At 45.6% G+C, this 23176-nt stretch carries 20 protein-coding genes; 5 read left to right on the top strand and 15 right to left on the bottom strand.

The window, feature by feature from the left end; translation table 11 throughout:
• Positions 1-96: 96 nt before the first annotated feature.
• The 3 genes from HMPREF9708_RS03920 to HMPREF9708_RS03910 all read left to right on the top strand — a co-directional run bounded on the left by HMPREF9708_RS03920 (position 97) and on the right by HMPREF9708_RS03910 (position 3809).
• Positions 97-2121: an acyltransferase family protein gene (locus HMPREF9708_RS03920; RefSeq protein ID WP_198004228.1), complete on the top strand. Its 2025-nt coding sequence runs from the start codon at positions 97-99 to the stop codon at positions 2119-2121.
• A gap of 43 nt (positions 2122-2164) precedes the next feature.
• Positions 2165-2818 (top strand): IMPACT family protein, encoded by a 654-nt coding sequence (locus HMPREF9708_RS03915; RefSeq protein ID WP_006308796.1) that lies wholly within the window; start codon positions 2165-2167, stop codon positions 2816-2818.
• Positions 2819-3137: 319 nt separating this feature from the next.
• A complete protein-coding gene (locus HMPREF9708_RS03910; protein ID WP_006308795.1) occupies positions 3138-3809 on the top strand; it encodes a VIT1/CCC1 transporter family protein in 672 nt (223 codons plus the stop codon).
• Between the two features lie 82 nt (positions 3810-3891).
• Here the strand turns inward: HMPREF9708_RS03910 and rlmH are convergent, their stop codons facing one another.
• Positions 3892-4374 carry a 23S rRNA (pseudouridine(1915)-N(3))-methyltransferase RlmH gene (gene rlmH, locus HMPREF9708_RS03905; protein ID WP_006308794.1) on the bottom strand — a complete coding sequence of 161 codons (483 nt, stop codon included), beginning with the start codon at positions 4372-4374 and terminating at the stop codon, positions 3892-3894.
• 82 nt (positions 4375-4456) lie between these two features.
• Between rlmH and HMPREF9708_RS08600 the strand changes: the two genes are divergently transcribed.
• The gene (locus tag HMPREF9708_RS08600) at positions 4457-4582 is read left to right on the top strand and encodes a hypothetical protein (RefSeq protein WP_006308793.1); all 126 of its coding nucleotides are present in this window, start codon (positions 4457-4459) and stop codon (positions 4580-4582) included.
• Between the two features lie 78 nt (positions 4583-4660).
• On the opposite strand, the gene HMPREF9708_RS03900 is transcribed toward HMPREF9708_RS08600, so the two are convergent.
• The 10 genes from HMPREF9708_RS03900 to HMPREF9708_RS03855 all read right to left on the bottom strand — a co-directional run bounded on the left by HMPREF9708_RS03900 (position 4661) and on the right by HMPREF9708_RS03855 (position 18202).
• The gene (locus HMPREF9708_RS03900; RefSeq protein WP_006308792.1) at positions 4661-5950 is read right to left on the bottom strand and encodes a S1C family serine protease; all 1290 of its coding nucleotides are present in this window, start codon (positions 5948-5950) and stop codon (positions 4661-4663) included.
• A 144-nt stretch (positions 5951-6094) separates the two neighbouring features.
• Entirely contained in the window at positions 6095-6922 is an 828-nt protein-coding gene (locus tag HMPREF9708_RS03895) for an MBL fold metallo-hydrolase (RefSeq protein ID WP_050814300.1), read from the bottom strand.
• 92 nt (positions 6923-7014) lie between these two features.
• On the bottom strand, positions 7015-8928 hold the full coding sequence (locus HMPREF9708_RS03890; RefSeq protein ID WP_006308790.1) for a DUF2207 domain-containing protein: 1914 nt from the start codon (positions 8926-8928) through the stop codon (positions 7015-7017).
• Between the two features lie 20 nt (positions 8929-8948).
• Positions 8949-10832, bottom strand: coding sequence for a DUF2207 family protein (locus tag HMPREF9708_RS03885; protein WP_006308789.1), 1884 nt, complete (start codon positions 10830-10832; stop codon positions 8949-8951).
• 112 nt (positions 10833-10944) lie between these two features.
• Complete coding sequence (gene yycI / locus HMPREF9708_RS03880) at positions 10945-11835, bottom strand: two-component system regulatory protein YycI (RefSeq protein WP_006308788.1); 891 nt, start codon at positions 11833-11835, stop codon at positions 10945-10947.
• Between the two features lie 52 nt (positions 11836-11887).
• A complete protein-coding gene (gene yycH / locus HMPREF9708_RS03875; protein WP_006308787.1) occupies positions 11888-13312 on the bottom strand; it encodes a two-component system activity regulator YycH in 1425 nt (474 codons plus the stop codon).
• Positions 13309-15174 carry an ATP-binding protein gene (locus HMPREF9708_RS03870; RefSeq protein ID WP_006308786.1) on the bottom strand — a complete coding sequence of 622 codons (1866 nt, stop codon included), beginning with the start codon at positions 15172-15174 and terminating at the stop codon, positions 13309-13311. Before HMPREF9708_RS03870 ends, yycH begins: the two co-directional genes overlap by 4 nt.
• 12 nt (positions 15175-15186) lie before the next feature.
• Entirely contained in the window at positions 15187-15891 is a 705-nt protein-coding gene (gene yycF / locus HMPREF9708_RS03865) for a response regulator YycF (RefSeq protein ID WP_006308785.1), read from the bottom strand.
• Positions 15892-16048: 157 nt separating this feature from the next.
• Positions 16049-16738, bottom strand: coding sequence for an O-methyltransferase (locus HMPREF9708_RS03860; RefSeq protein WP_006308784.1), 690 nt, complete (start codon positions 16736-16738; stop codon positions 16049-16051).
• A gap of 75 nt (positions 16739-16813) precedes the next feature.
• Positions 16814-18202: a hemolysin family protein gene (locus HMPREF9708_RS03855; RefSeq protein ID WP_006308783.1), complete on the bottom strand. Its 1389-nt coding sequence runs from the start codon at positions 18200-18202 to the stop codon at positions 16814-16816.
• A gap of 242 nt (positions 18203-18444) precedes the next feature.
• Between HMPREF9708_RS03855 and cbpA the strand changes: the two genes are divergently transcribed.
• Positions 18445-19080, top strand: coding sequence for a cyclic di-AMP binding protein CbpA (gene cbpA / locus HMPREF9708_RS03850; protein WP_006308782.1), 636 nt, complete (start codon positions 18445-18447; stop codon positions 19078-19080).
• A 45-nt stretch (positions 19081-19125) separates the two neighbouring features.
• On the opposite strand, the gene HMPREF9708_RS03845 is transcribed toward cbpA, so the two are convergent.
• The 4 genes from HMPREF9708_RS03845 to HMPREF9708_RS03830 form a co-directional block, all read right to left on the bottom strand.
• On the bottom strand, positions 19126-19752 hold the full coding sequence (locus tag HMPREF9708_RS03845) for an MBL fold metallo-hydrolase (RefSeq protein ID WP_006308781.1): 627 nt from the start codon (positions 19750-19752) through the stop codon (positions 19126-19128).
• A gap of 39 nt (positions 19753-19791) precedes the next feature.
• A complete protein-coding gene (gene acpS / locus HMPREF9708_RS03840; RefSeq protein ID WP_006308780.1) occupies positions 19792-20193 on the bottom strand; it encodes a holo-ACP synthase in 402 nt (133 codons plus the stop codon).
• A 3-nt stretch (positions 20194-20196) separates the two neighbouring features.
• Positions 20197-21696, bottom strand: a complete 1500-nt coding sequence (locus HMPREF9708_RS03835) for a DEAD/DEAH box helicase (RefSeq protein ID WP_006308779.1) — start codon at positions 21694-21696, stop codon at positions 20197-20199.
• A gap of 79 nt (positions 21697-21775) precedes the next feature.
• Positions 21776-23170, bottom strand: a complete 1395-nt coding sequence (locus HMPREF9708_RS03830) for a UDP-N-acetylmuramoyl-tripeptide--D-alanyl-D-alanine ligase (protein ID WP_006308778.1) — start codon at positions 23168-23170, stop codon at positions 21776-21778.
• Positions 23171-23176 lie beyond the last annotated feature (6 nt).

Genomic DNA, 23176 nt, shown 5'->3' with positions numbered 1-23176 from the left:
TCTCTTTTTTTGTGAAGATTTATAGTCGTGTCCGCTTGAAGGGTCATTTTTATGGTATAATTAGAGACGATTTTGACTTAATAAGGGTTGATGATGATGAAACATATAAAAGCTTTAGATGGTTTAAAGGGCTTCTCAATTATTGCAATTATTCTCTATCACCTCTGGCCTCAGTATGTTCCCGGAGGTTTTCTGACAGTTAACCTCTTTTTGGTAGTAGCTGGTTATTTTATGGCCAACAAATTTGCGAGCTCGGATGTATTGGATGACCGTCGAGCAATGGGTCAAACCCTCAAGAAGACCATCGCAAGAATCTGGTTTCCTTTACTTTGGCTATTAATTTGGATTGTCATTGGCTTACTACTCTTCAATCCCGACCTTCTCAAGTCCATGCAGAATGAGCTGCTGGCTTCTTTATTTTTCTTAAATAATGCCTTCCAGTTAGCCAGCCAGAAGTCTTACTTTACGGACATGGCCATTGCGTCGCCACTGACTCATCTGTGGTATATTGCAATATATGTCCAATCCTTCCTAGTCTCACTGCCACTCTTATGGTTATGTCAGCGTAAGATTCACTCTAATAACTTCAAAGCCATCATCTGGCTATTAATCTTTGCAGCTTGTTGTTACATCAATTATAGCCGCTACATCCCACATGCAGACCCAAGTCCGGTCTATTACAGCCTACTTACGCGCTACGCTTCCTTTGCGATGGGCATCGCGACTTTTTACCTGATTCCCGTTATTAAACAGGCTCTACAAAATGTGACACTCTTTGAACGACGACTCTTTTATTTCTTAATGACCCTGGGTTCTTTTATCCTGATGATCACGCTGATCTTAAAAGTAGATGACCAGAGTCCAGACACCTATCAGGTTTGGCTCCTCTATTACAACCTATTAGCTGCTTTTTTCATCATCGGGGCCCAGCAACAGTTCGTCATCCTTGAGCGGTTGATTGGGAATCCCATCTTGTCCTGGTTCGGTAAAAGGTCCTATAGTTTTTACTTGTGGTACTACCCGGTGATCGTTTATGGGTTGAACTTTACCCGCGACTTCCAAAGCCATGTAGATTGGTTGAAGGCACTCATCTTAGTTGGAATTCTCTTCACTGGCTATGCCTTCTACCTCTTCTTTGAGTCTAAGCGCTTTGATTTCTTATTCGGAAGTAACTTTAATTTCAAGGAAAATGGTCAGAAATTAACCCAAGCCCTACAAGCCCCTCTCACCCATTTAGGTTTGTTAAGTCGTCTCCTCTTCTTCATTATCTGCATGGGCTACTTCGTGACCGGGCTCGTTTATGCTGACAATAAGATCCCTCTCGCTCTGTTAGAGTTAGAGTACGGCCTTTACCGTGCGAACCCTGCCCCCTTCTACCCCTATCCCTTCTACCAGGTCGAAGGCGAAATGAAGACGACCCGGCAAACACTTAAAGATTTCGATCAGACCTTTGATACCCACTTCCTACTACCAAGTAAGGCCAGCCACCCGATTGAGCAAGCCTTCAAGGAAGATATCCGGTCATCCGTTTCGGCTGATTTAACCCAATTATCTGAAAATAACCAAACGATTCTGGCTGAAGTTGCCAATCTTAATCCCGACTTCTTAGACCTCCTAGAACCTACAGAAATTATCAAGTCCTATGACCTGCCGGTCACCTTGTTTGGTGATTCCCTAGCTAAGCTCACAGGCTATACCTTCAGCACTCTCTTTACTCAGAGTGAGACCTACGGCTATCCGAGTATGGATATCTGGCATTCTTATGATCGCTTCCAGGCCTTGTTGGATGAGGGGCTGGTAGCTGATACCCTCGTCATCAACCTTGGCACAAACTCAGGTCTCGATGACGAGGGGATGGATCAGTTGATTGCCATGGCCGGGGATCGTGAGATCTATTTTGTCAATACGAATTCCGCTGTCCAGCACGTCGACATTGTAAATGACTGTATTAAGACAGCCGCCAAAAAATATCCCAATGTCCACGAGGTTGATTGGCACAGCCTAGCTCTCGGCCACCCTGAATATTATATGGATGATGATATTCATTTGTCCCTGGAAGGTGAAATTCTCTACACAGCCACGGTTGCTAAGGCTATCTATCAGCAGTCGCTCAAGCCCTAACCCCATCTGAAACTCTTGTCATCATAAGATTAAGGAGGACCATATGCTCAAGCGTTTTATCAGTGTTCAAGAAGGGACGGCTTCCCAGACCCTCATCAAGCAATCCTCTTTCTTCTGTCACTTGAAGATGACGCTTACCGTTGAGGAAGCGGATGCTTTTATCCGTCAGACCAAGCGCCAGTATACTGGACATACAAATTGTTCAGCCTATATTGTGGGCAATAGCGGTGAATTTCAACGGGCGCGGGACAATGGGGAGCCTTCTGGTTCTGGCGGCCTGCCCATTCTTGAGACACTGAAGCAGTATCACTTGTCAAATGTGACAGCAGTCGTTAGCCGAAAGTTTGGTGGCCAGCTGCTTGGCATCCCTGGTCTTAAGCGGGCGTATGGGGGAGCGGTCAATAAGGCCATTTTAGAGTTAGGCTTGGCTGAATGGCGCTTGCAGACACAGATCAGCTGCCATATTCCTTATCATTTTGTCAACCAGGTTGACCAAGCCATTCATGAAACAGATTGGATCTTCCTAGAAAATATTGACTATCTAGAGCAAGTCTGCTTGACTTGCTTTGTCACCCATGAGGACCTGGATTCCTTTCTTACCCTGTTGAAAGACTTAACCAATGGCCAGGTTGAATTCGCTCAAGGGGATCAGCGATATGTTCCCTATCCGCTGAGTGACAGTCTGACTTCAAGCTAAGCCACCCTTTAACCGATCCTCCTCTCACATCTTTGACCTAAGAACGCTTCACGATGACATTCGACCGAGTCATTATCATTTAAATTTGAAACTTTATTTAAATGACAGATAATATTTGACAATTTTAATTTCTTGGTATATAATTACAATCGAAAGTTAAATAATTTGAGCAAGTGGAAGACAGACGTCTTCTGCCCGGTTGAACCGTGAGAAGTTCGACAGCAGATCTAATGAACACATCTGTGAGACAGTATCAATACTGTCCACCGGTGTGTTCTTTTTTAACTTTCAAATATTTTTCAGTTAGGAGTTGTTTTTGATGACAGAAAGAGCATTTAATAAGGGTGAAGGCCTTAAGAGTATGGTTTACGGTGGATTAGATGGGGCGATTACGACTTTCGCAGTCGTAGCTGGTGCTACAGGTGGTGAACTAGATATGAGGGTTATCATCATTCTCGGCTTTGCTAACTTACTCGCTGATGGCATTTCCATGGCTGTTGGGGATTACTTATCTAGTAAGTCTGAGAAGGAATATGATGAGAACAACCGCAAAAAGCAACAAGCCCTATCAAGTAGCCCCCAAGGATTAGCCCAAGTCTACCAAGACAATGGGATGCAGGCGGAGGATGCGCAAAAGGTCGCAGACATCTTGTCTAAATACGACCAAGACACACAGGATGAATTAATCGGATTTAATTCTGAACCAGAATCTCATCCGCTTTACAATGCCCTCATCACCTTCTTCTCATTTGCAATCTTTGGACTTGTTCCCCTCTTGGTCTTTATCGCTTCTTACTTCAATCCCGGTCTTATTCCTTATGCCTTTCCAGTTTCCATTACCCTCACCTTTGTCACCCTCTTTATCTTAGGGACTGTTAAGGCCTTTGTAACAGATGGCCATGTGGTGAAATCAGGGATGGAGATGCTAATCATAGGTGGTTTAGCAGCCGTTGCTGCTTATGGAATCGGCTTCTTCCTAGGTGGCATCTAGTGCATTTCGCCTGACCTATTGGCTGAGTCTAACGACTAAAGGGCTTCGAGCTTTTAATCAAAACGCTCGAGGCCCTTTTGACTTATTTATGGTAAGCATGGTGGTTGATGATCCGGAAGGCACGATATATTTGTTCAACCAAGACCAGCCGGATCAATTGATGGGGGAGGGTAATCCGGCCAAAGGAGACCGCCCAGTCGGCTTGCTGCTTTAATTGGTCCGCTAAACCGAGGGAGCCCCCAATCACAAAGCAGACCTTTGAATGCCCATAGGTCGCATAATCGGATAATTGAGCGGCCAGGTCTTCCGATGAGACCAAGTCCCCTTCGATCGCCAGCACCACCAACTTATGCTGGGGTGTAATTTTTTGTTGAATTCTTTGAGCTTCAATTGCGAGAATTTGCGCCTTCTCAGTCGAGGAGAGGGCATCAGGTGTTGCTTCATCGGCCAACTCATGAATTTTCACATGAGCATAAGCTGATAAGCGCTTTAAATACTCTTCTATGCCTTGCTTTAAATATTTTTCTTTCAGCTTACCCACACATACGATATCAATTTGCATCATCTCAATCCCTCTTTTCTATTTGTGGCTTCCTATCCTAAGCTTTATGTTATCATAAGAATAGACGAACGAACAGGAGGCCCTTATGAAACTCACCCTTGGTCCCCGCCAGTGGTCCATCCCTTTTATGATTAAGCTGAGCTTTGTGGTCCTCGCAGTCGCCAGCCACCACACCTTTGAAAAATACGATTATCTCGGCTATTTTAATTAGTTATCAACAGATTTATCCACAAAACAAAAAGATATCCACAGCATCTTGGTGAAGACTGTGGATATCTTTTTAGTTTGCCTAAAAATCAAAGGGTAAATCTGGTTCGGTTGCTTGTTCTTGCTCTTGTTCCTCTTCTCCGAAAGGTAGCGGTTGTGCATTTTGATTGTCGATTGCATCTTCCAAATGAACAGTCAGGTCAATCTCTTCTTGTTGGCGGCGGACCTTAATCGTGATCGTATCACCAACCTTATATTGGTAGAGTTTTTGCTTCAAATCAGTATAACTTTCAATCGCTTGCCCATCTACTTCGGTAATTAAATCATATTTCTGAAGGCCAGCCTTATCTGCCGAACTGTTCGGTACCACCTCTGTCACAAAGGCCCCTTTGGTATCCTTCTCATCAAGTCCCATAACAGAAGTTCGATATTCTGGATTCACAATGGTCAGACTCGTATAACGCACTCCTAGAGATGGACGGACCACTTCACCGTTGGCTTCTAATTGGCTCACGATATCCACAACATCAGAGGACGGAATCGCAAACCCCATTCCTTCAACCCCCGTTGCAGAGAGTTTACTTGAGGAAATTCCAATCAGCTGACCGGTTGAATTAATCAAAGCACCCCCTGAATTACCTGGGTTGATCGCAGCATCAGTCTGCAAGAGATTCATATCCCAATCGGAAATGCGATCCCCATCTGTATCCACAGGCACTGAACGGTTCAAACCAGACACAACTCCCTTGGTAACGGAAGAAGCAAAATTACTTCCTAGAGGAGACCCTATTGCAATGGCTGTTTGGCCAGGTTGAATTTCATCCGAATTCGCAAATTCCAGGGTCTTATCAACAGACTTGGCATCAATCGTGAGGACCGCTAAGTCAGAAATCGCATCGCTACCTACTAGGTCTGCCTTAACGACCTCTCCATTCTTAAGGGTCACATCCAGGGCTTGAGCCCCTTCAACCACGTGATGGTTCGTCACAATATAAGCTTTGTCTCCTACAATTTTATAAACAACACCTGAACCCTCTCCAACAGTTGTCAAGCTTTCGTCTTCCTCACCCGGATTAAAATACTGGTTTCCTTGATAATTGGAGAAAGGATCTGAAGCACGGCCTTGTTTATTGGCAATGGAAACAACCGCTTCACTAGCCCTTTTGACGGTATCAACAATTTGCTTTTCTTCGCCAGCTAATTCATCAGGAGCAACTGTTTGAACAGCCGGATTTTCTTCTTGCGAGAAGATATGTGACATATTACCTGTTGTTACCCCCGTCGCTAGTAAAACGGCTAAAGCTGTGCCTGAGATTCCCATACAAATTCGTTGCCAACGTTTGGTATCATGACTCCATTGATTATCTTTCATATGTTTTGTCCTCCTTTTATTTACATATTGGAGTATAGCACTCGCTTATTAAGAAAGTGTGAATTAAAAAAGGTGAAATAACTATCTAAAAAAGAAAAACTAGCCTCTCTTCTTCAAAAAATATGAAGAAAGGAGGCTCCTTAACTACAAATCATGCAAGAGAGTGGCTTGGCTAGGGTCCGTCATATGTAAGGTCAGGTCTGATTGAGCATCAATATCATACTGGTTTAAAACCCTCGTCACCGTATCCAAGGCGAGCTGCTTGGTGTTATTATCGCGACTCAGATGGCCCAAGTAAATGTGTTTAGACTTTGGCCCCATCAGATCACGAATGGCCAAGGCGCCATCTTCATTCGATAAATGCCCCTTATCCGACAGGATGCGCTGCTTCAAGGACCAGGGATAAGCGCCATAGCGCAACATTTCAATCTCATGGTTGGATTCAATCAAGTAGGCATCAGCATTCTTCAATTGCCCACGCAAACGATCCGGTAAGTAGCCCGTATCGGTTAGCATGACAAATTGTCTTTTACCTTTCTGAAAGGCATAGAATTGTGGATCGGCCGCATCATGGCTCACTGGATAGCTGAGGACGTCAAGATCTCCAAATTCTAAGAGGGTTCCAGGCTCAATATAGCGCTTATTTTCCTTGGCAATCGGACCCAACATGGGTTCCATGGCCAACCAGGTGGCGTGATTGGCGTAAATAGGTAGATTGTAACGACGGGATAGGACCCCAACCCCATGCACATGGTCCTTATGTTCATGGGTCACAAAGATGGCATCCACTTGCCGGATATCACGATTGATGGATTGAAATAAGGCTTCAATCTTCTTGCCGCTCAAACCAGCATCCACAATAATGCGCTTTTGCTTGCTTTCAATATAGGTACAATTTCCACTTGATCCACTCGCGAGGATGGAGAACTGCAGATCAGGGGAGGAAGGGCATAGAGGAGAGGACCCCGTCATGAGATCAGGCTTTTGATAGAGTTGGGCCAATTGATCAGCAAATGGACGCGAACTTTCTCTCATTCTCCATACCTCCTCTTCCTAATACCTGTCTAAAATCCACCAGAACTTGTTCCTCCACCAGATCCCCCCATTGAACCGCCAGAAAAACCACCACCAAATCCACCTGTATTGGTCCCCGAAAAGCCTCCCTTGGACCCTTGGCTAGCAGGAGTCGCTGCTTGGATAGACCGGCCAATTTGTTGAGAGACCATGTTGGATAACCAGTAAGAATCCAGATAGCCCCCTCCATAAATAGTTGTTTGAGTCTGAAGCTCTTCTGCCGTGAACTCCATTTCAAGGGCCTCAGCGACTTTGTCCGCCACACCTAAGCTAGTGGCATAGACCAAATACTCTTCCCATAAAGGTAGGGAAGCAATTTCTCTCATTTTAAAATTCCCAATATCCTTAAGCATCCGCCTAAAGGCTTGCCATTGGTTATATTTTAAGTCTTGATCATGGGTCCGAAGGGGATGCCGCGCACTCTTAATGGCGACAAAGAGGACTAAAATGACCGTGACCACTAAGGAAATCAAATAGTAAGCTAGAAACTGGTCAAGCGGGAATCCAAAGCCCCCTAAAAGAGCTAAAGCCAACCCCATGCCAATGATAGGTGCCACACCAGACAGGATGAGGAGGAATTTTAGAAAGCCTTGATAGTTTAAGGTCTTACCGCGATAGCGTTCTCCCTCAACTGCCAAATAATTACGAAACTTTTGCCAAATACCGAATTGCTGTTTCTGCAAGTGGCGGTCTTGATCAATGAGGTGCTCAATTTCCTTCAGGCTAATCTCTGACACTGTCCCATTGAGTGTCACATAATCATAAACATATTGTTCATGGGGTAACAATGCTTCTAATTGCGACTCAGTCGCTTGACTAATGATCCGGACCGTCTCATCCTTCTTACGGTCTCCCCTGACCTCTTCCAGTCGGATCAGACGTTTTTGCGCTAAATGCAAGAGAGTCGCTGCAAAATCATCTTCCGACGGACTCCGTCTGAGATGGTGGGTGGCAACTTCTCCAGGACTGATCGCTTCTGGCATTTCATAGAGATAGTCTGGCACATAGGCCGGCTCTGGATTCAATTTCCGCCGGTTTCGATAATAGAAGACCAGCGTGAAGATAGCGAGTACCGGGGGAAAGAATGGAACGAGAGCCATTATCCATTTCACCCTGGCCTGGTCTCGTTCCAAGGCTTCTGCATCTTGTTGAACTTGTTGGTCGGCTGCTTGAATAATCTGGTCCAGCTTATTTTCATTGACTTGGTTAGGATTTTGAGGGGTTAAGGCCGTCGGAAAGACCACGTCGCCTTCAACAAATTGATCAGAAGTCCGAGCTGGAACACGCAGGTAGACCACACTCACTCCTGCTTCTTCAGCTAGCTCGACCTCACCTTGTGGGGCTCCATAACCCCAAGCCCTGAAGTTGTTTTTGCTCTCGACTCGACCCGGCAACTCAATTCGGACGGTCACATCAGTTGTTTCTTCACCCCTGCCAAAAAACTTCCGCAAGAGGCGTGCCGTATCCTGATAGTTGACGACCAAGCCTTTCAAGGTATAACGATAGACAAAGTATTTCGATTCATCCCGCAGGGGATAATAGACTTTTACCTCGCGAAAGCCATCTTCAACACGTTGGCTGTATGTTTTTCGATTCTGCGAGTTGGAACTTTCCAACCACTCGACGGACCCCTTTAAGGAGTCTGCGACGCCAACTTGAAAGTCAGTCAATTCATAGCCTTGGTGATCTAGAGTAAACCGCGCCCCATTCATAAAATCTGCTTGGTATTTCTGATAGTCCTCAAAAGTCACACTCCCATCTGGGTTGACTTTGGCCTCAATCCATTGTTGGGGAATCGAAAAATTAACTTCTTGCCCTTTCACTTGACCTCCGGTCAGCCCTAAACTCAAAAAGATACAAGTTAAAGCAAGGAACAACTGCCAGCATCTCTTTAATTTGATCATAAGAATACCCCTTTCAGAAACTAAGGATAGGATTTCCCTTTTAGGAAGTCCTTCCATTGACTCGTCTTCGGCTGAATATAGGTGACAAATTCGCGAACAGAGGGTAGGAGGATATCCGCAATCGCTCCATGCACCCGATAGAGGTCAGCATTTTGACTATTGGAAACTTTCTGTAAGTCCGCCATATCAAATTGATAGGTGAAGCTCTTCTGAATGGTTGACGTTGCATCCAGGACAATCGCATAAGGAATGAGCGCTTCCCACTGGGCTATATCAGCATATTTTTCAAGTGCAAGTTGGTCTGAACGTTGGAAGAGACGTTTTAATTCTTGCCAACGCGCCTGTTGCAAGGCTTGCTCACTCGTTTTGAATTGCTGACGGGCGATCACAATCAAGACCAGAATCAGGACGAGACAGTTGACCAAGGCCAAGGCAAGGCCCCAGGGTAAAGCAGACGTTAAGTTCATGGCGATCGCATCATAACAGAGGATTACGAGAAAGATCACAGAGATCACGAGCCAGACTGAACAGGCCATCACCAGCCGTCGCTTCGACCGGTTCCTTACGGGGGAAAGACTGGCAATTCTTAGATGGATCGCATTCACAAATTTAGTCCAAGCTGTCTCGCAAGCCTGCTTCTTCTTTTTATGATGCTTGACCTGGTAGACTAATTCCTCAATCGTCACGGTCTCCTTGGTCTTATCCGTAAACAGGGCATAGACTTGCCGTTCATGGGTTTGTAAGAGGGTCAGAGGAGGCGCTCCTTCCACTCGACTGATGGCGAGAGTATAGCCACTGCGCGTTTGACTATTGCTGCGCCGGACCATGCGGACAGGAACAATCTTAAGATAACCCTTGCGCCCTAATTCGAGTAGGGCTGCGCTTAATTCCTTAGCGGACAAGGATTCTTGGTAAACAACAGGATTAACCATCGTCGCTAATAAGTCTTCTGGTGGCAAATGTAAGCTCTTGATCAAAGGGGCTGGACTGAGAAGCTGCTTGGCGTAGCGCCGATAAGCGTACAAGATCACACCCGTTCCTAGGATCGGAAGTACCAGCCACATAGCAAAGCGGAGATACCGTTTCATTAAGTCTGACTTGACCTGGGCTTGATAATCAGCTAAGCGCTGGTTCTCGTGATCTTGGATGGCTGTTAAACGGTTTTCCTTCACTTGTTGGGGATTATCCGGCGTCGCTTGCCTAGGAAAAACCAGGTCCAATCCAATCTCCTGGGCCTGATTAGGGTCATAGACGACACTTAAGTGAATCTCTGATCCTTGTGGCGTCGATTGAATGCGATCGATTTGACCAGGCTGTCCATGAATCCATGCTTGGATCTTATCGGATTGAACCGACTGAACAAGCTGGACAGTCAGATCAAGTCGGTCTCCCTCCTCCATATCTGCTAGCACCCAGCCGCCTGACCAAAAGGCTGTATCCTCATAATTGAGGGCAAGCTGATCAAGGGCATAGTCGACCACTAATTCACTTCCCTCGGTAAAAGGATAAGACACCTCCACCTGGGCTGTTTTTTGACCCTGGTCGACTTGGTAAGATCCCATCACACCACTACTCGTTTCTTGCAACATGCGAATCTCAGAATCGTCTTTCGTCCGCACACCCACTTGATAATCGAGGAGTTTCTGAGAGAAAGTGGGAAGAGTGACACTGACTTGATGAGGCGCTTCTTTATCATAATGGAAGACCAGCTGAATGGCGGTTTGTCCCTTACTATCTATTTCCACATTAATCGTCTTATTTGGAGACGCCTGCAAAGCCTCAGACTCCTGTGCAAAAAGGCTCCCTGTCATCCCATATAACACCAGTAAGAGGGCCAGGATCCCTTGATAAAACAGACCAAACATCCTGGATCTTCGGTCCTGATTCTTATTTAATTCTTTCATGGCTACTTTCACTCACCTTACTTTCGCTTCCATTTTATCAGTTTATCAACTGGAATGACAATGACTGGATCAAAAAATAATGACTAGAAGATTGTCTTCGAGCCATTATTACCTATTGCATAATATTCTTACTTTCAACGACTTTTCCCTTAAGTGCGTCCACTAAAATGGATTGCGCCTGGCCATTCTCCTGGCGATAGTAAATCACTTCCCATGCTGGTGAATAGATATTAAAGTTGGAGGTTGCAACGGATTGATAATAACTGAGTGATAAAGAAAAGATCTTGGCATCATTCGGTAAGGTTGTATCAATCCGATTCTCAATCGTCTCAATTGCTTGATAAGAAGAGATCAATGGGCCAGTCTTCTCAAGCGCCACCATCGGAGCCTGGTAGGTCTGGATATAAGAAATCATATTATAATCATCATCGAGCAGGATTCGGATTTCTGCTGTACTATCGGCAATGGTCAATTTAGGAGACTGACCATCCGTCTCAGGCAACTCAGGAGTAACCATCCGACAGATAATAATTTTATCTTGAGGCAGATACCAAGCATTAGTATAAAGGTCACCATGAATGAAGAGACTCGGATCACTTAAAATATTCTCCTGCATCCATTTAAAGTCCTCTTGCGTTAATTGGGAGGACTTGCCTTCACGACCTAGACTAATGTCTAGTTCAACAGGCTGGTCAAAGTGACTAGTCAGGATTCCTTCTGGGTCAATGCTAACTTGCTGGTTGATTAATTGTTGCCGGTTGGCTCTCAATTCACCGCTCGGGGTATTCTTCAAGACCCACAAGTCCTCCTGGTCTTGGTTCAAATTGATATAGGGCGCAATCGTGACGCCACGATTTTTCATTTCCTGGACCGCATTGACTGGGGTGGCCGCATTATTGGCTGTCTGGGAGAAGCTCCCTCTTTCTGACAAAAGAAAGGCTAAATAGAGATCAAAGACAACAAAAAACAAAATCAGCAAGACCTGTATTCGCTTAAAATCCATTGACTTCCTCCTTTCGATTCACTCGGGCAATGGGTGGCCTCTTGATCAAGGCTTACATGGCAGTTAAATCGCTCGATCCTCCACTCACTTCTTTAAGCGCCGCTCGGACTGTTCCATCGCGGACTTGATCAATCGAATAAAACTGGTTCCCGACTTGGAAGTACCATTTAGGGACAAGAATCACCTTTTTAAGATTCTCCATCTCCTTCTGCCACTCCATGCCTATGAGAATTTGATTAAATTGAGAGAATTTGAGCCCTTCATCTTCCAAGATTTGGCTGATCTCATCAGCAGATTCTAATTTGACCTGCTTACTCTGGTCAGGGACATGCACCCCTAGCATCAAGAGAGGCATTTGGAGACGGCCGAGTTCCAGGCGACTCGCTTGCTCACCCAAGGTCATCCGGGTTACGCCATAATCCGCCTCTTCAATCTCCGGTGCAGAAAAAATTGGAATCCCTTCTAGGGCTCTACGAAAAACAAATTGATTATTATTTTCACCTGCATAAAAGACACCCTTGTCCCAATAGGTAAATTTCTTGAGAAAGTCTAAGGCCTTGGTAACCTTTTCCTTTTGGGTCATTAAATTACCATCTTGATTCAGGCTACTTGTCCCCTGATTTCGGCTCTTGGTGAGGGTCATCATCCGTGTCGTATCATTAATTCTGAGACTGGTATTATAATTTTGCAGGATTCGTTCGTTTTTGACATCCGGTTGGGTGATATCGAAATTCTCACTACCAAAGATTGGATGGACCAATAAATTCTCAGGATTTTTTTCCAAGGTAAAGACCTGGCTGGGTGAAAGCAAGGCTGATTTAGGTAGGTAGACAGAATCACGGTTGATCGGATATTCGACCACTTCAATCTGGTCGGTATGGGTCGCGTCCATTTGTCCGAGAATGGCTTCCATCCGTTTGGCATCTGTCAATCGGGCTTGGAGATAGCTTTTTTTCTCCGAATCAACCAGATACACACTGCCTTGATCATCCTTAGCAAAGACAATCCGATTAACCGCAAATTGAGTTGACTGGTCTTTGGGGACCTCTACCAAATCACTCAACAAAGGAATAGAAAATTTGGTGAAAAAGAGCAGCTGAACATGATCCTGGTCAAGGATATGAGCTAAACCAACTGGATCAATGATCGGCGTGTTATCCACCAAGCTTAAGAGGGGTGTTGAATCTTCTTGGTCTAAGATATCTTGCCAGATGCTGGGCTTAGGTACGCGATAGAGCTTTCCTTGATCACGGACAATGACCGATGTTGGCCCTAACAGGTCCATCAGGTCGAGGTCTACCAAGTGATAATAAGGGTCCTCCACTTCTCTTTGAACCACTGGATTGGATTTGCGATTCTGCCTCAATTGCTGGGCAAATTCGTAGCGTGCTTGGCTATTAAACAAGTAAAAAATTAGGAACATATTAACAATAATCAAGCTGACTAGGCCAACTGTTAACCATGACGCGCGTTTCACATTAAGCCCTCCCACTCATCTTCCAATTCAAATTCAGTATAGGGGAGCGAGAAATGGAAAGTCGATCCCTTATGCTCCTCACTTTCAACCCAAATTTGTCCACCATGAAGTTCAACCACTTCTTTAGAAATCGCTAACCCTAGACCCGTTCCTCCCTGTTGGCGGGACCGTGCCTTATCCACCCGGTAAAAACGGTCAAATAGGAAGGGAATATCCTTTTGTGCAATTCCCAGACCACTGTCCTGGACACTCAAGACAATACGGTCACGATAATCCGCTAGGGTCACGATGATTTCACTCCCATCTGGTGAATATTTCATCGCATTATTCATGAGGTTGTCAATCACTTGTGTCATCCGGTCTTGGTCGATTTCAACATAGACCTCTTTTCGGGTCAAATTACGGGTAATCTTATACTTACCTGCTTGTCCCTCATTCTCAAGCGTAAATTCAATCCGGTCCAGAATAAAAATAACCAGTCGCCTGAAATCAACAAATTCATAATTGGGCTTTATTTGCCCTCCATCAAGCTTAGAAAGGTCAAGTAAATTTCCAATCATCCGAATCATCCGGTTACTTTCCGACTGGATGACCTTGAGAAAGTCAGAAGCGATCGTCGGATCTTGCAATGCCCCATCGACTAGGGCGTCCGAGTAGGATTTGATACTGGTTAAAGGGGTCCGTAATTCGTGGGACACATTAGACACAAAGTCTCGACGTTCTTGCTCGTTCTTCTCTTGCTCGGTCACATCCTGCAGCACACATACCAAGCCCGTTACAAATCCCGTCTCTCGACGAATGATGGAGAATTCACACTTCAAGGTTGAATGCTGACCCTCGATCGTCTTATGGACAAACAGCTCATGCTCCCCTTTGTCCCCCTTCAAGAAGTCAATTAAATGGTACTCTTGGTCAATCCCTAAGACTTTCAGGATCGGTTGCCCTTCTGCTTGCTTATGATACATATCTAAGAGCTCCAGCGCCCTCTCATTAACGAGCAGAATATTCCCCCGGCGGTCGGTTCCAATAACGCCATCGGTCATATGCTTTAGAACTCCATCCAAGCGCTGCTTCTCAGATTCAATCGATTCTTGTGCGTCGCGGACCTTGACCGCCAGTTCATTAATGGTTACCGCCAATTCACCAATCTCATCATGCCCGAAGACCTCCGCTGGATAGTCATAGATCCCCTCTGCGATTCGCAGGGCTTGCTGACGCATGTTCTCAATCGGTGTGGTAATCCCCCGTGACAGAACAAAGGCCAGGATAAATCCAGCCACAATTGCTAAAGCAATCGCCCTCAAGAAGAGCTGAATCACTTCATCACGTTGTTCACTCAACCGGTCCATCTCGGCTTCAACTGCAATCACACCTAGCAATTGCTGTTCACCTTGCCGCTGAGTAAACAAGGGCTTGACGATAGAATAGGGCTGTCTCAAATTAATAAACTCATCATCTTCAATCGCCCGGCGATTAATCAATACATCGCGGACTAATTCATCATTGGTCCGCAGTCCAATACGTGAGCGTTCACCCAACTTATTGGTCGCTAATAAATAGTCTTGAGCATTGACCAGTCGAATGGTGGTCGGATAGGTTGTACTGAAAGAATCCAGCGCCTGATTAAGGCGCTGGTCACGGTCATTTATAGCCAGATCATCATTCTCCAAGATGGGCACCACATTGTTAGCCAGAAAGTCCACTTGGGTACTGATCTGTTCTTTCATTGTTGCAACTGTTTGGATCTCGAATCGGTCAATAAAGAAAACACTGACAAATTCAAACACAATAAATAAAATAACAACAAATAAAAGCGGTATTTTTACATAGATCGATTGGATCGCTGAAAAAGAACGCTTCATCTCGCTTGACTCCTATTCTTGATCAGGGTTCTTGAGGAAATAACCGACACCCCGGCGGGTAATAATAAAGTTCGGATAGCCTGGTGTATCCTCAATCTTCTCTCTCAGACGTCGAATGGTGACATCGACTGTTCGAACATCGCCAAAATAATCATATCCCCAGACCGTCTCTAATAGGTGCTCACGTGTCATGACTTGGCCGATATGCTTGGCTAAATATAAAAGCAACTCAAACTCACGGTGAGTCAGTTCAATCTCTTGTCCTCGCTTGGAGACGGTATAGGCATCTTGGTGAATCGTCAGATCGCCAACTTCAATATCATTCGACTGAGATTCAACTGTTTCTTCTTCTCGTACTGCGCTCCGGCGAATATTGGCCTTTACCCGGGCAATCAATTCACGGTTGGAGAAGGGCTTGGTGACATAATCATCCGCTCCCAATTCCAAACCTAAGACCTTATCAATCTCAGAGTCCTTAGCGGTTAACATAATAATAGGAACAGTACTTGTCTTACGAATCTCACGGCACACCTCAAGTCCCTCAATTTTGGGTAACATGAGGTCCAAAATAATGAGGTCTGGATTTGATTCATTGAACTTTTCAAGGGCCTGTTCACCATCAAAAGCCGCTACTACTTCAAATCCTTCATTTCTCAAATTAAAGCTAATAATATCTGAAATAGGCTTCTCATCATCCACAACAAGAATACGCTTCATGCTGTTTCACTCCTTTATAAACTAAACAGTCCGTTTAGTGAGAATCTTTGTCCTAGGATCGACCCAAGAGTGGTCCTTAACGGTCTTGGTCATTAACCTTATTATACTAATATCCCTTCATTAGTCAAAAGATGGCGACTAGCGGTTAACTGGTCCCTTACTTGATAAAGTCAGGACAATCACTTTCTTTACGAATCATCAAAACACCATCACCTAAGGGCAAGAGACAAGAACGATGATTCTTAGCAGGTAAGACCGTATCTAATAACTCATTCAAGCGGCGGTGAATGGTCCGTACCCGTCTTGGTATTTCCGCTTCATCTGCCAGAACAGTCCCCCCCTGAAAGACATCGTCAATCAGAAGTAGCCCCCCCTGGTTCAAGAGGCGCATACATTCAGGTAGAAACTCAATATACTTGGCCTTGGAGGAATCCATAAAGATTAAGTCATAAGGGCCCTCTAGCTGGGGCAGCAGGTCTGCCGCCTCCCCCTCCATCAGGCTGATCTGGTCTTCTAGGCCGAGAGTTTTGAAGTTCTCTTTAGCCCGTTCGAACATCTTAGGGTAACGATCAATCGTCGTTAAGTGGCCTCCCTGGCTAAGGTGTTGAGCCATCAAACTCGCCGAAAAGCCGATAGCAGTTCCAATTTCTAGGATCTGACTCGGCTGGAGTGTCGCACATAACAAGTCCAAAAACTTAGCCGTCTCGTGGGGTATAATTGGAATCCCACGTTCATTCGCATAAGCTTCAATCGCGGCCAGTCCCCCTTCAAAGGGAGATAATTCGGACCGCATATAGTCAACTATCGCCTCCATCACAACCGGACGGTGCATCATTTCATTTAACATGTTTCCTCCAAACAAAAAGGAACGAGATCGTAAGGCTCGTTCTTTTTTTAGCTTTTATTTTATCGGGCTTGGTTACTAATCATCCAGATCGAAATCATTCTCACGTCGATCGTTCTCTTTTAAGAAAGCATTGAGACTATACTCTGTCTCTAAAGAATAATCCGGATCATGGATCACTTGGATGCCTCGAATCCGTCCATTCTCAACATTCGATGTCGTCAGCACATAGTCATGCATGCGAACCGATACCCGCTCATCATCCTCGGGCACATAGCCGATGACCATAATCATCAAGCCTGCGATGGTATCAACTTCTTCAGATTCAAGGTCTTCATCAAAGACATTGTTGTATTTCTCAAGGGTGATAACCCCATTAATATAATAATTGGCATCATCAATCTTGCGGACAACTGAGGCAGTAATATCGGATTCATCATTAATATCCCCAACAATCTCTTCGATCAGGTCTTCAAGGGTGACAATTCCTTCGACCCCACCATATTCATCCCGTAAGATCGCCATGTGGGTCTCTTCCCGGCGGAATTCCAAGAGCAGGTCATCAATATACGCAGTTGAGGGTACAAACAGTGGCTCATTGGCAATCTCCATAAAATCAATATTGTCAAAGCCGTCTCGACTAGCCTTCTTGAGCAATTGCTTAACATGTAAGACCCCAATCACATTGTCCTTATCTTCTTCATAGATCGGTAGTCGTGAATAGGGGGAATCAAGGATCTCTTGCAGGATCTCTTGATAATCATCTTCGATATCAATCATCTGGGTATCGGTCCGCGGTACCATGACCTCTCGCGCTAGCTTGGAATCTAAAGACAAGACCCCCTCTAGCATCGCATACTCGGCTAGGTCAATCGCGCCTTCCGCTTGACTCTGGGTTAGAATCGCGACCATCTCTTCGCGGGTGAACCGCTCCTTATCGGCATTAAAATCAATAGGGGTGATTCTTTTTAAGAGACCAGTCGAAACGGATAGGAGTTGGACAAAGGGCCTGAAGACCCGCTGCACTAACTCAACAAAACCACTCGTTGCCATGGCAATCTGATCCGGCATCTGAAGAGCTACTTGTTTGGGGTAAAGTTCCCCAAAGACCAGGGTAATATAAGACAAGATGATGGTCACAACCACAATCGAAATGGTATAAGCTGCCGGAAAGTCTGGTAACCAACGGGTAATATATTTCGCAAAGCTGGTCGCAGCCGAAGCACTGGACAAGAATCCAGCCAAGGTGATCGCAACCTGAATGGTTGCCAAGAAATCATCTGCATTGTCAATCAAGCGCAGGACCCTTTGAGCCTTGGGATTCCCTTCTTCTTCAGCCAGAGTGCGCATTTTTGATTGATTAATCGATACGAAAGCTATTTCTGCCGCTGCAAAAAAGGCATTGATAGCCGTCAAGATTAAAATGACAACCAATTGTAATATCAGTGAATTCCCCGAGGAGTCCATAATTCTATTCATTTCTCCTTTAATTTGTCAATAACTGTACAATATTTCAACTATGTTCATAATAGAAAACTTCAGTTAAAAAAGCAATACTTGTTAGGACGAACACCCAGGCGATTAACTTGTCATGAGAAAATCATTGCCTTTTTCTTAAAATATGCTAAAATAGTTAAGATTAAATGTTCCACCCCTCATTTTGATCCAACTTTCATATCTACCTTACAGACTAGGAGGAAGCCATCCGAATGATCAAAGATTTAATAACACCTAAAGAGGACTTAATTACCCTATCCGAAGCGGCAAGCGCGGTTAAAGCCTTAACCATCCTCGAAGGAGAAGGTCTCCGTTGTGCACCAATCGTCGACTCGAGTCAGACGATTTATCGAGGCACCCTCTATGCGCATCATGTCTATAAGTATTTCTACCATCATCCTGAGGCCGATCTGAACCAGATGGGGGTCACCCGATTCATGAAGAATGTGACCAAGATCGTCCACTTGAATGATTCCTTATCTGACTTGTTATTCTCGCTCAAGGACTTGCCTTATATTGCCGTCCTTGATCAAGACCAAGCCTTCCACGGGGTTGTCAAGCATCAGACACTCATGGACTATCTCTACCAAGCTTGGTCCCTCCCCCATGTCGGCTATACCCTCATCGTCGATAGCCAGACAGATAAGGGGCAAGTGAGTCGGGTCACCCGTCTGATTGGCCGCTATTCTAAGATTCTATCGGTCATTACACTGGCTGCAAGTGACTACCAAGAATACCCTGCCATCCTCTACCACCTACCCAAGAACTTGGATATCCTGACCTTCCAAGCCCTGATCAAGGACCTGGAGAAGCGCAGATACCGCGTCCACTTCTGGGAATATGACTAGTTCAGTCATTCCAGACCCCCTGCTTTTTACCAGGGGGTCTTTTTATCAACTCAAGAAAGGATTCTTTTGCCAGGCTTCTGCCAAAGTAAAGGCTGGACCATGGCCAGGATAAAAATGGTAGGTCTCTGCCAGGGGATTCACTTCTCGATGAATGCTCTCAAAGAGGTCTTGCGTATTCGCCTGGGGTAAATCGGTGCGCCCCACACTTGCCTTGAAGATCAAGTCGCCGCTGATGGCGATCTGGTCCTCTTCAAAGAGATACATCACATGACCCGGACTATGACCAGGCGTAAACCGACGATTGAAGGTAAAGGGCCCGATCGAATAAGGTCCCATTTCCTGCCATAGTAGGTCCGCAGGTCGTTGAGTCAGTGGTTGGGGGGCCATTTGGGATAAGTTAAACTCGGGGTTTGTTAGAAATTCTGCTTCATTCTGGTGTAGATAAGCCGGAATTCCAAATTGGTCCCGCAGAGCATCTAAAGCCCCGATATGATCAAAGTGCGCATGGGTCAAGAGAATGGCCAGGGGCTGCCAAGCTTGCGCTTGGATCCACGCAATCAGTTGGTCAGCATTGGCTCCTGGATCCACAATCAAGGCCTCCTTCGCTTGGTTATGAATGACGTGGGTGTTTTCTTGAAGCCACCCAACAGTTTGGCTGGAAACTTTTAACATGATGATCGCTCCTTCTGATTAGATCGCCACAAGTCGACTTTACTCCGTCTCTTTCATCTGCCAATAAAGGTGCAAGCGCTCCTCAATCTCCTTCTGGTCTAAATCAAGATAGACCACGGCAGTCGCATAATGGTCGGCGTGGCTAATCGATAGACTCACCTCTTGGATGATCGGACCGCTCGCAAGGTAGGGTTTACCTGTCGGGCCTGGTAAGACTTGGATTTCAGCCAGGGTCAATCTTCCAATACCACAGCCAAGTGCCTTAGCGTAGGCTTCCTTGGCTGCAAACCGCCCCGCTAAGAACTCGGTCTGCCGCTGGCCCTTTAGAGGATCATAGACCAGACGCTCCTGGTCACCAAGTACTTTATCCACAAATTGTGGATAATTTTTTTGAATTTTTCGGATCCGGTCGATCTCCACTAGATCAATTCCCACTTCCATGATTTATGCATCCTTTGCTTTGTTTTTCTTGATTTTAAACGGTTGCTTGACCCCTTGGGATCCTCGCTTGGAACCACTTGTCTGCTTATTTCTTTCCCCTCTGGGCTTATGATGGGATTTTTTTCGTCCCCTGCTACGCTTATCCTTGGCATAATCTTGTGCCCTTTGTTTCCGCTTAGCCTTAGGAAGTGGCTTTTGTGGGGAGATCGAAACGGGAATCTGCTGGTTATCCACGATCAGCTGGTCCAGCAGAGCCGCCACCAGATCATTCGCAGGATAGTGATCTAATAGAATTTTTGCCGTATTCCGGTGAGGTTCGACTTGTCCCTTGTCAATCTGGTCGTTAATTTGGTCAATAATTGTTTGCACTTGTTGATGCTGCGCCTCTTGGAGGGTAGGCGGTCTCATCGGTAACATCTGCTTACCGATTAATTGCTCAATCTCTCGCAGATAGGCCATCTCATTAGGCTGAACCAGGGTCAGAGAGATCCCTTCATTGCCTGCCCGCCCTGTCCGTCCAATTCGATGGACGTAAGATTCTGGGTCTTGTGAGATATCATAATTATAGACATGGGTCACTCCCGATATATCCAGCCCCCTTGCTGCGACATCGGTCGCTACCAATAATTCAACTTCTTCTTTACGGAAGGCATTAATGACACTGGTCCGTTTCTGCTGTGTAATATCGCCATGAATCATTTCCGCTTGATAGCCCCTCAGACTGAGCCCCCGTCCTACTTCATCCACCCGTTTCTTGGTTCGACAGAAGATAATGGCTTGCTTGGGAGTTTGAACATCCAGAAAACGCGTCAAAAGATCAAACTTCTCATCATCTCGACACTTTGTGAAATATTGTTCAACCAAATCGGCTGTCATCGATTGTGCCTCAATCTTGACTAATTCGGGCTGGGTCAAGAATTGTCCAGACAGATCGCGAATGACAGGTGGCATCGTCGCCGAGAAGAGGAGCGTCTGCCGGTTCTTGGGTGTCGCCTGGATAATCGCCTTGATATCTTCAATGAAGCCCATATTTAACATCTCATCCGCTTCATCCAAGACCAGCGTCTGCAAGTGGTTGAATTTTAAGACCTTACGCTGGATTAAGTCTAATAAACGCCCTGGTGTCCCTACAATAATTTGTGGCTGTTGCCGCTTAATTCTTTCGATCTGCTTGGATAGAGAGGTCCCGCCATATACCACATACACACGGGCCCGAACCCCCTTACCCAGTCGGTAAAGTTCTTCTTGGACTTGAATCGCCAGCTCACGAGTCGGAGTCACCACTAATCCTTGTATGGCTGACTGGTTACGATCCAAATGCTGGAGAAGGGGTAGGCCGAATGCGGCGGTCTTTCCTGTACCAGTCTGGGCTTGCCCGATCAAGTCCTTGCCTTGTAAAGCAAGCGGAATCGCCTGCTGCTGAATCGGAGTCGGCTCTTCAAAACCCATCTGAGTCAATGTATCCAATAGTTCTTTTTTTAATAGTAAGTCTGTAAATTTCAATGATTTCCTCTTTTCTTATTCTCATATTAAAAGGGACGGAGTGGTCTACCCAATCCCCATCCCTTGACCTGACCAGGGGTCAGGCTTGTGTTAAAGCTGTTACCACTTGAAGCAGGTCCACGCCAAAGCTTGATTTCACTAGAATCACATCTTCTGGCTTGATCGCTCTTTGCAGGGCCTGGATCAAGGTTTGGTGGTTGTCTCGTTCATAGAATAGCCGATTCTCAGGATACTGTTCCTGTAAGACCTCATAGAGGTTCACCATCTCGGGGCCAAATAAGTAGACCGCTTCAATCCGTTCTGGATCTAATTCCTCAGCTAAGCCGCGATGGTAAGCTGCACTATGTGCTCCTAACTCTAGGATATCACCTAAAACCGCTATCTTGCGCCCACCACCTTCGACTTCCACATGACCTAGGGAATGAAGGATCGCCCGCATCGAGGTTGGGCTGGCATTATAAGCATCATTCAATAACTTCGCACCATTATGGGTTTTTAGCCATTGAACCCGGTTAGCCGTCAACTCAAATTGGGATAATTGAAAAATAGCCTGTTCAATTGGCACTTGCAAGAATTGGGCAAAGGTCAAGGCAATCAAGGCATTACTGACATTATAAGAGCCAATGATAGGGATTGAGCTCAGCACATTTCCATCAATTGATGTTCGGAAATAAGTCTTATTGTACTCCTCATGAATATCATAAGCATAGAAATCATCTGCCGGATCAAAGCCAAAACGATAACAGGTGATCGCAGTCGGGGCTTTCTCCAAGGCTTGATCAATTAACGGCTCATTGCCTGGATAAACCAAGACGCCACCTTGCTGCATACCTGCCAAAATTTCCAACTTGGCTTGGGCGATCCCTTGACGGCTGCCCAAGAACTCAATATGACTCTCTCCTATCAGGGTAATCGCCGCATAATCAGGCTGAGCAATCTCACTTAAGCGCTGAATTTCACCGAAATGGTTCATCCCCATCTCAAGAACCAAGACTTCTGTCGTCTCAGGCATGGAGAGAATCGTATACGGCATGCCAATTTCATTATTGAAATTGCCCTGGGTCTTGTAAACCTGATACTTAGAGGTCAAACTCATGGCCGTCATATCTTTTGCTGTCGTCTTCCCATTCGATCCCGTAATACCGATCACGATGGGATCGATGAGTTGACGATAGTAATGAGCCAGGTCCTGCATCGCTCTTAAGGTATCCTTAACAAAAATCACCTGGATTTGATCAACTGGGGCTTGATCAGGATTGGCAGACCAGAAGCAAGCCACTGCCCCTTGGTCAATGGCCTGTTGAACATAATCATGCCCATCCGTGTTGCCGCCTACCAACGGAACAAAGAGTGCTCCAGGCGTCACCTTACGAGAGTCAAATTCTACCGACTCCACTTGGACATCTTGGTCCACTGGATGAATCGCCGATGCCCCGACACACTGAATAATGTCCTGAATACGGATTGCTTTCAAAAAATA

It is taken from the genome of Facklamia languida CCUG 37842 (assembly GCF_000245795.1).
GTDB classification, from domain to species: Bacteria; Bacillota; Bacilli; order Lactobacillales; family Aerococcaceae; genus Facklamia; species Facklamia languida.
The sequence above is the reverse complement of the archived record's forward strand: the minus strand, read 5'-3'. Positions and strand labels throughout refer to the sequence as shown.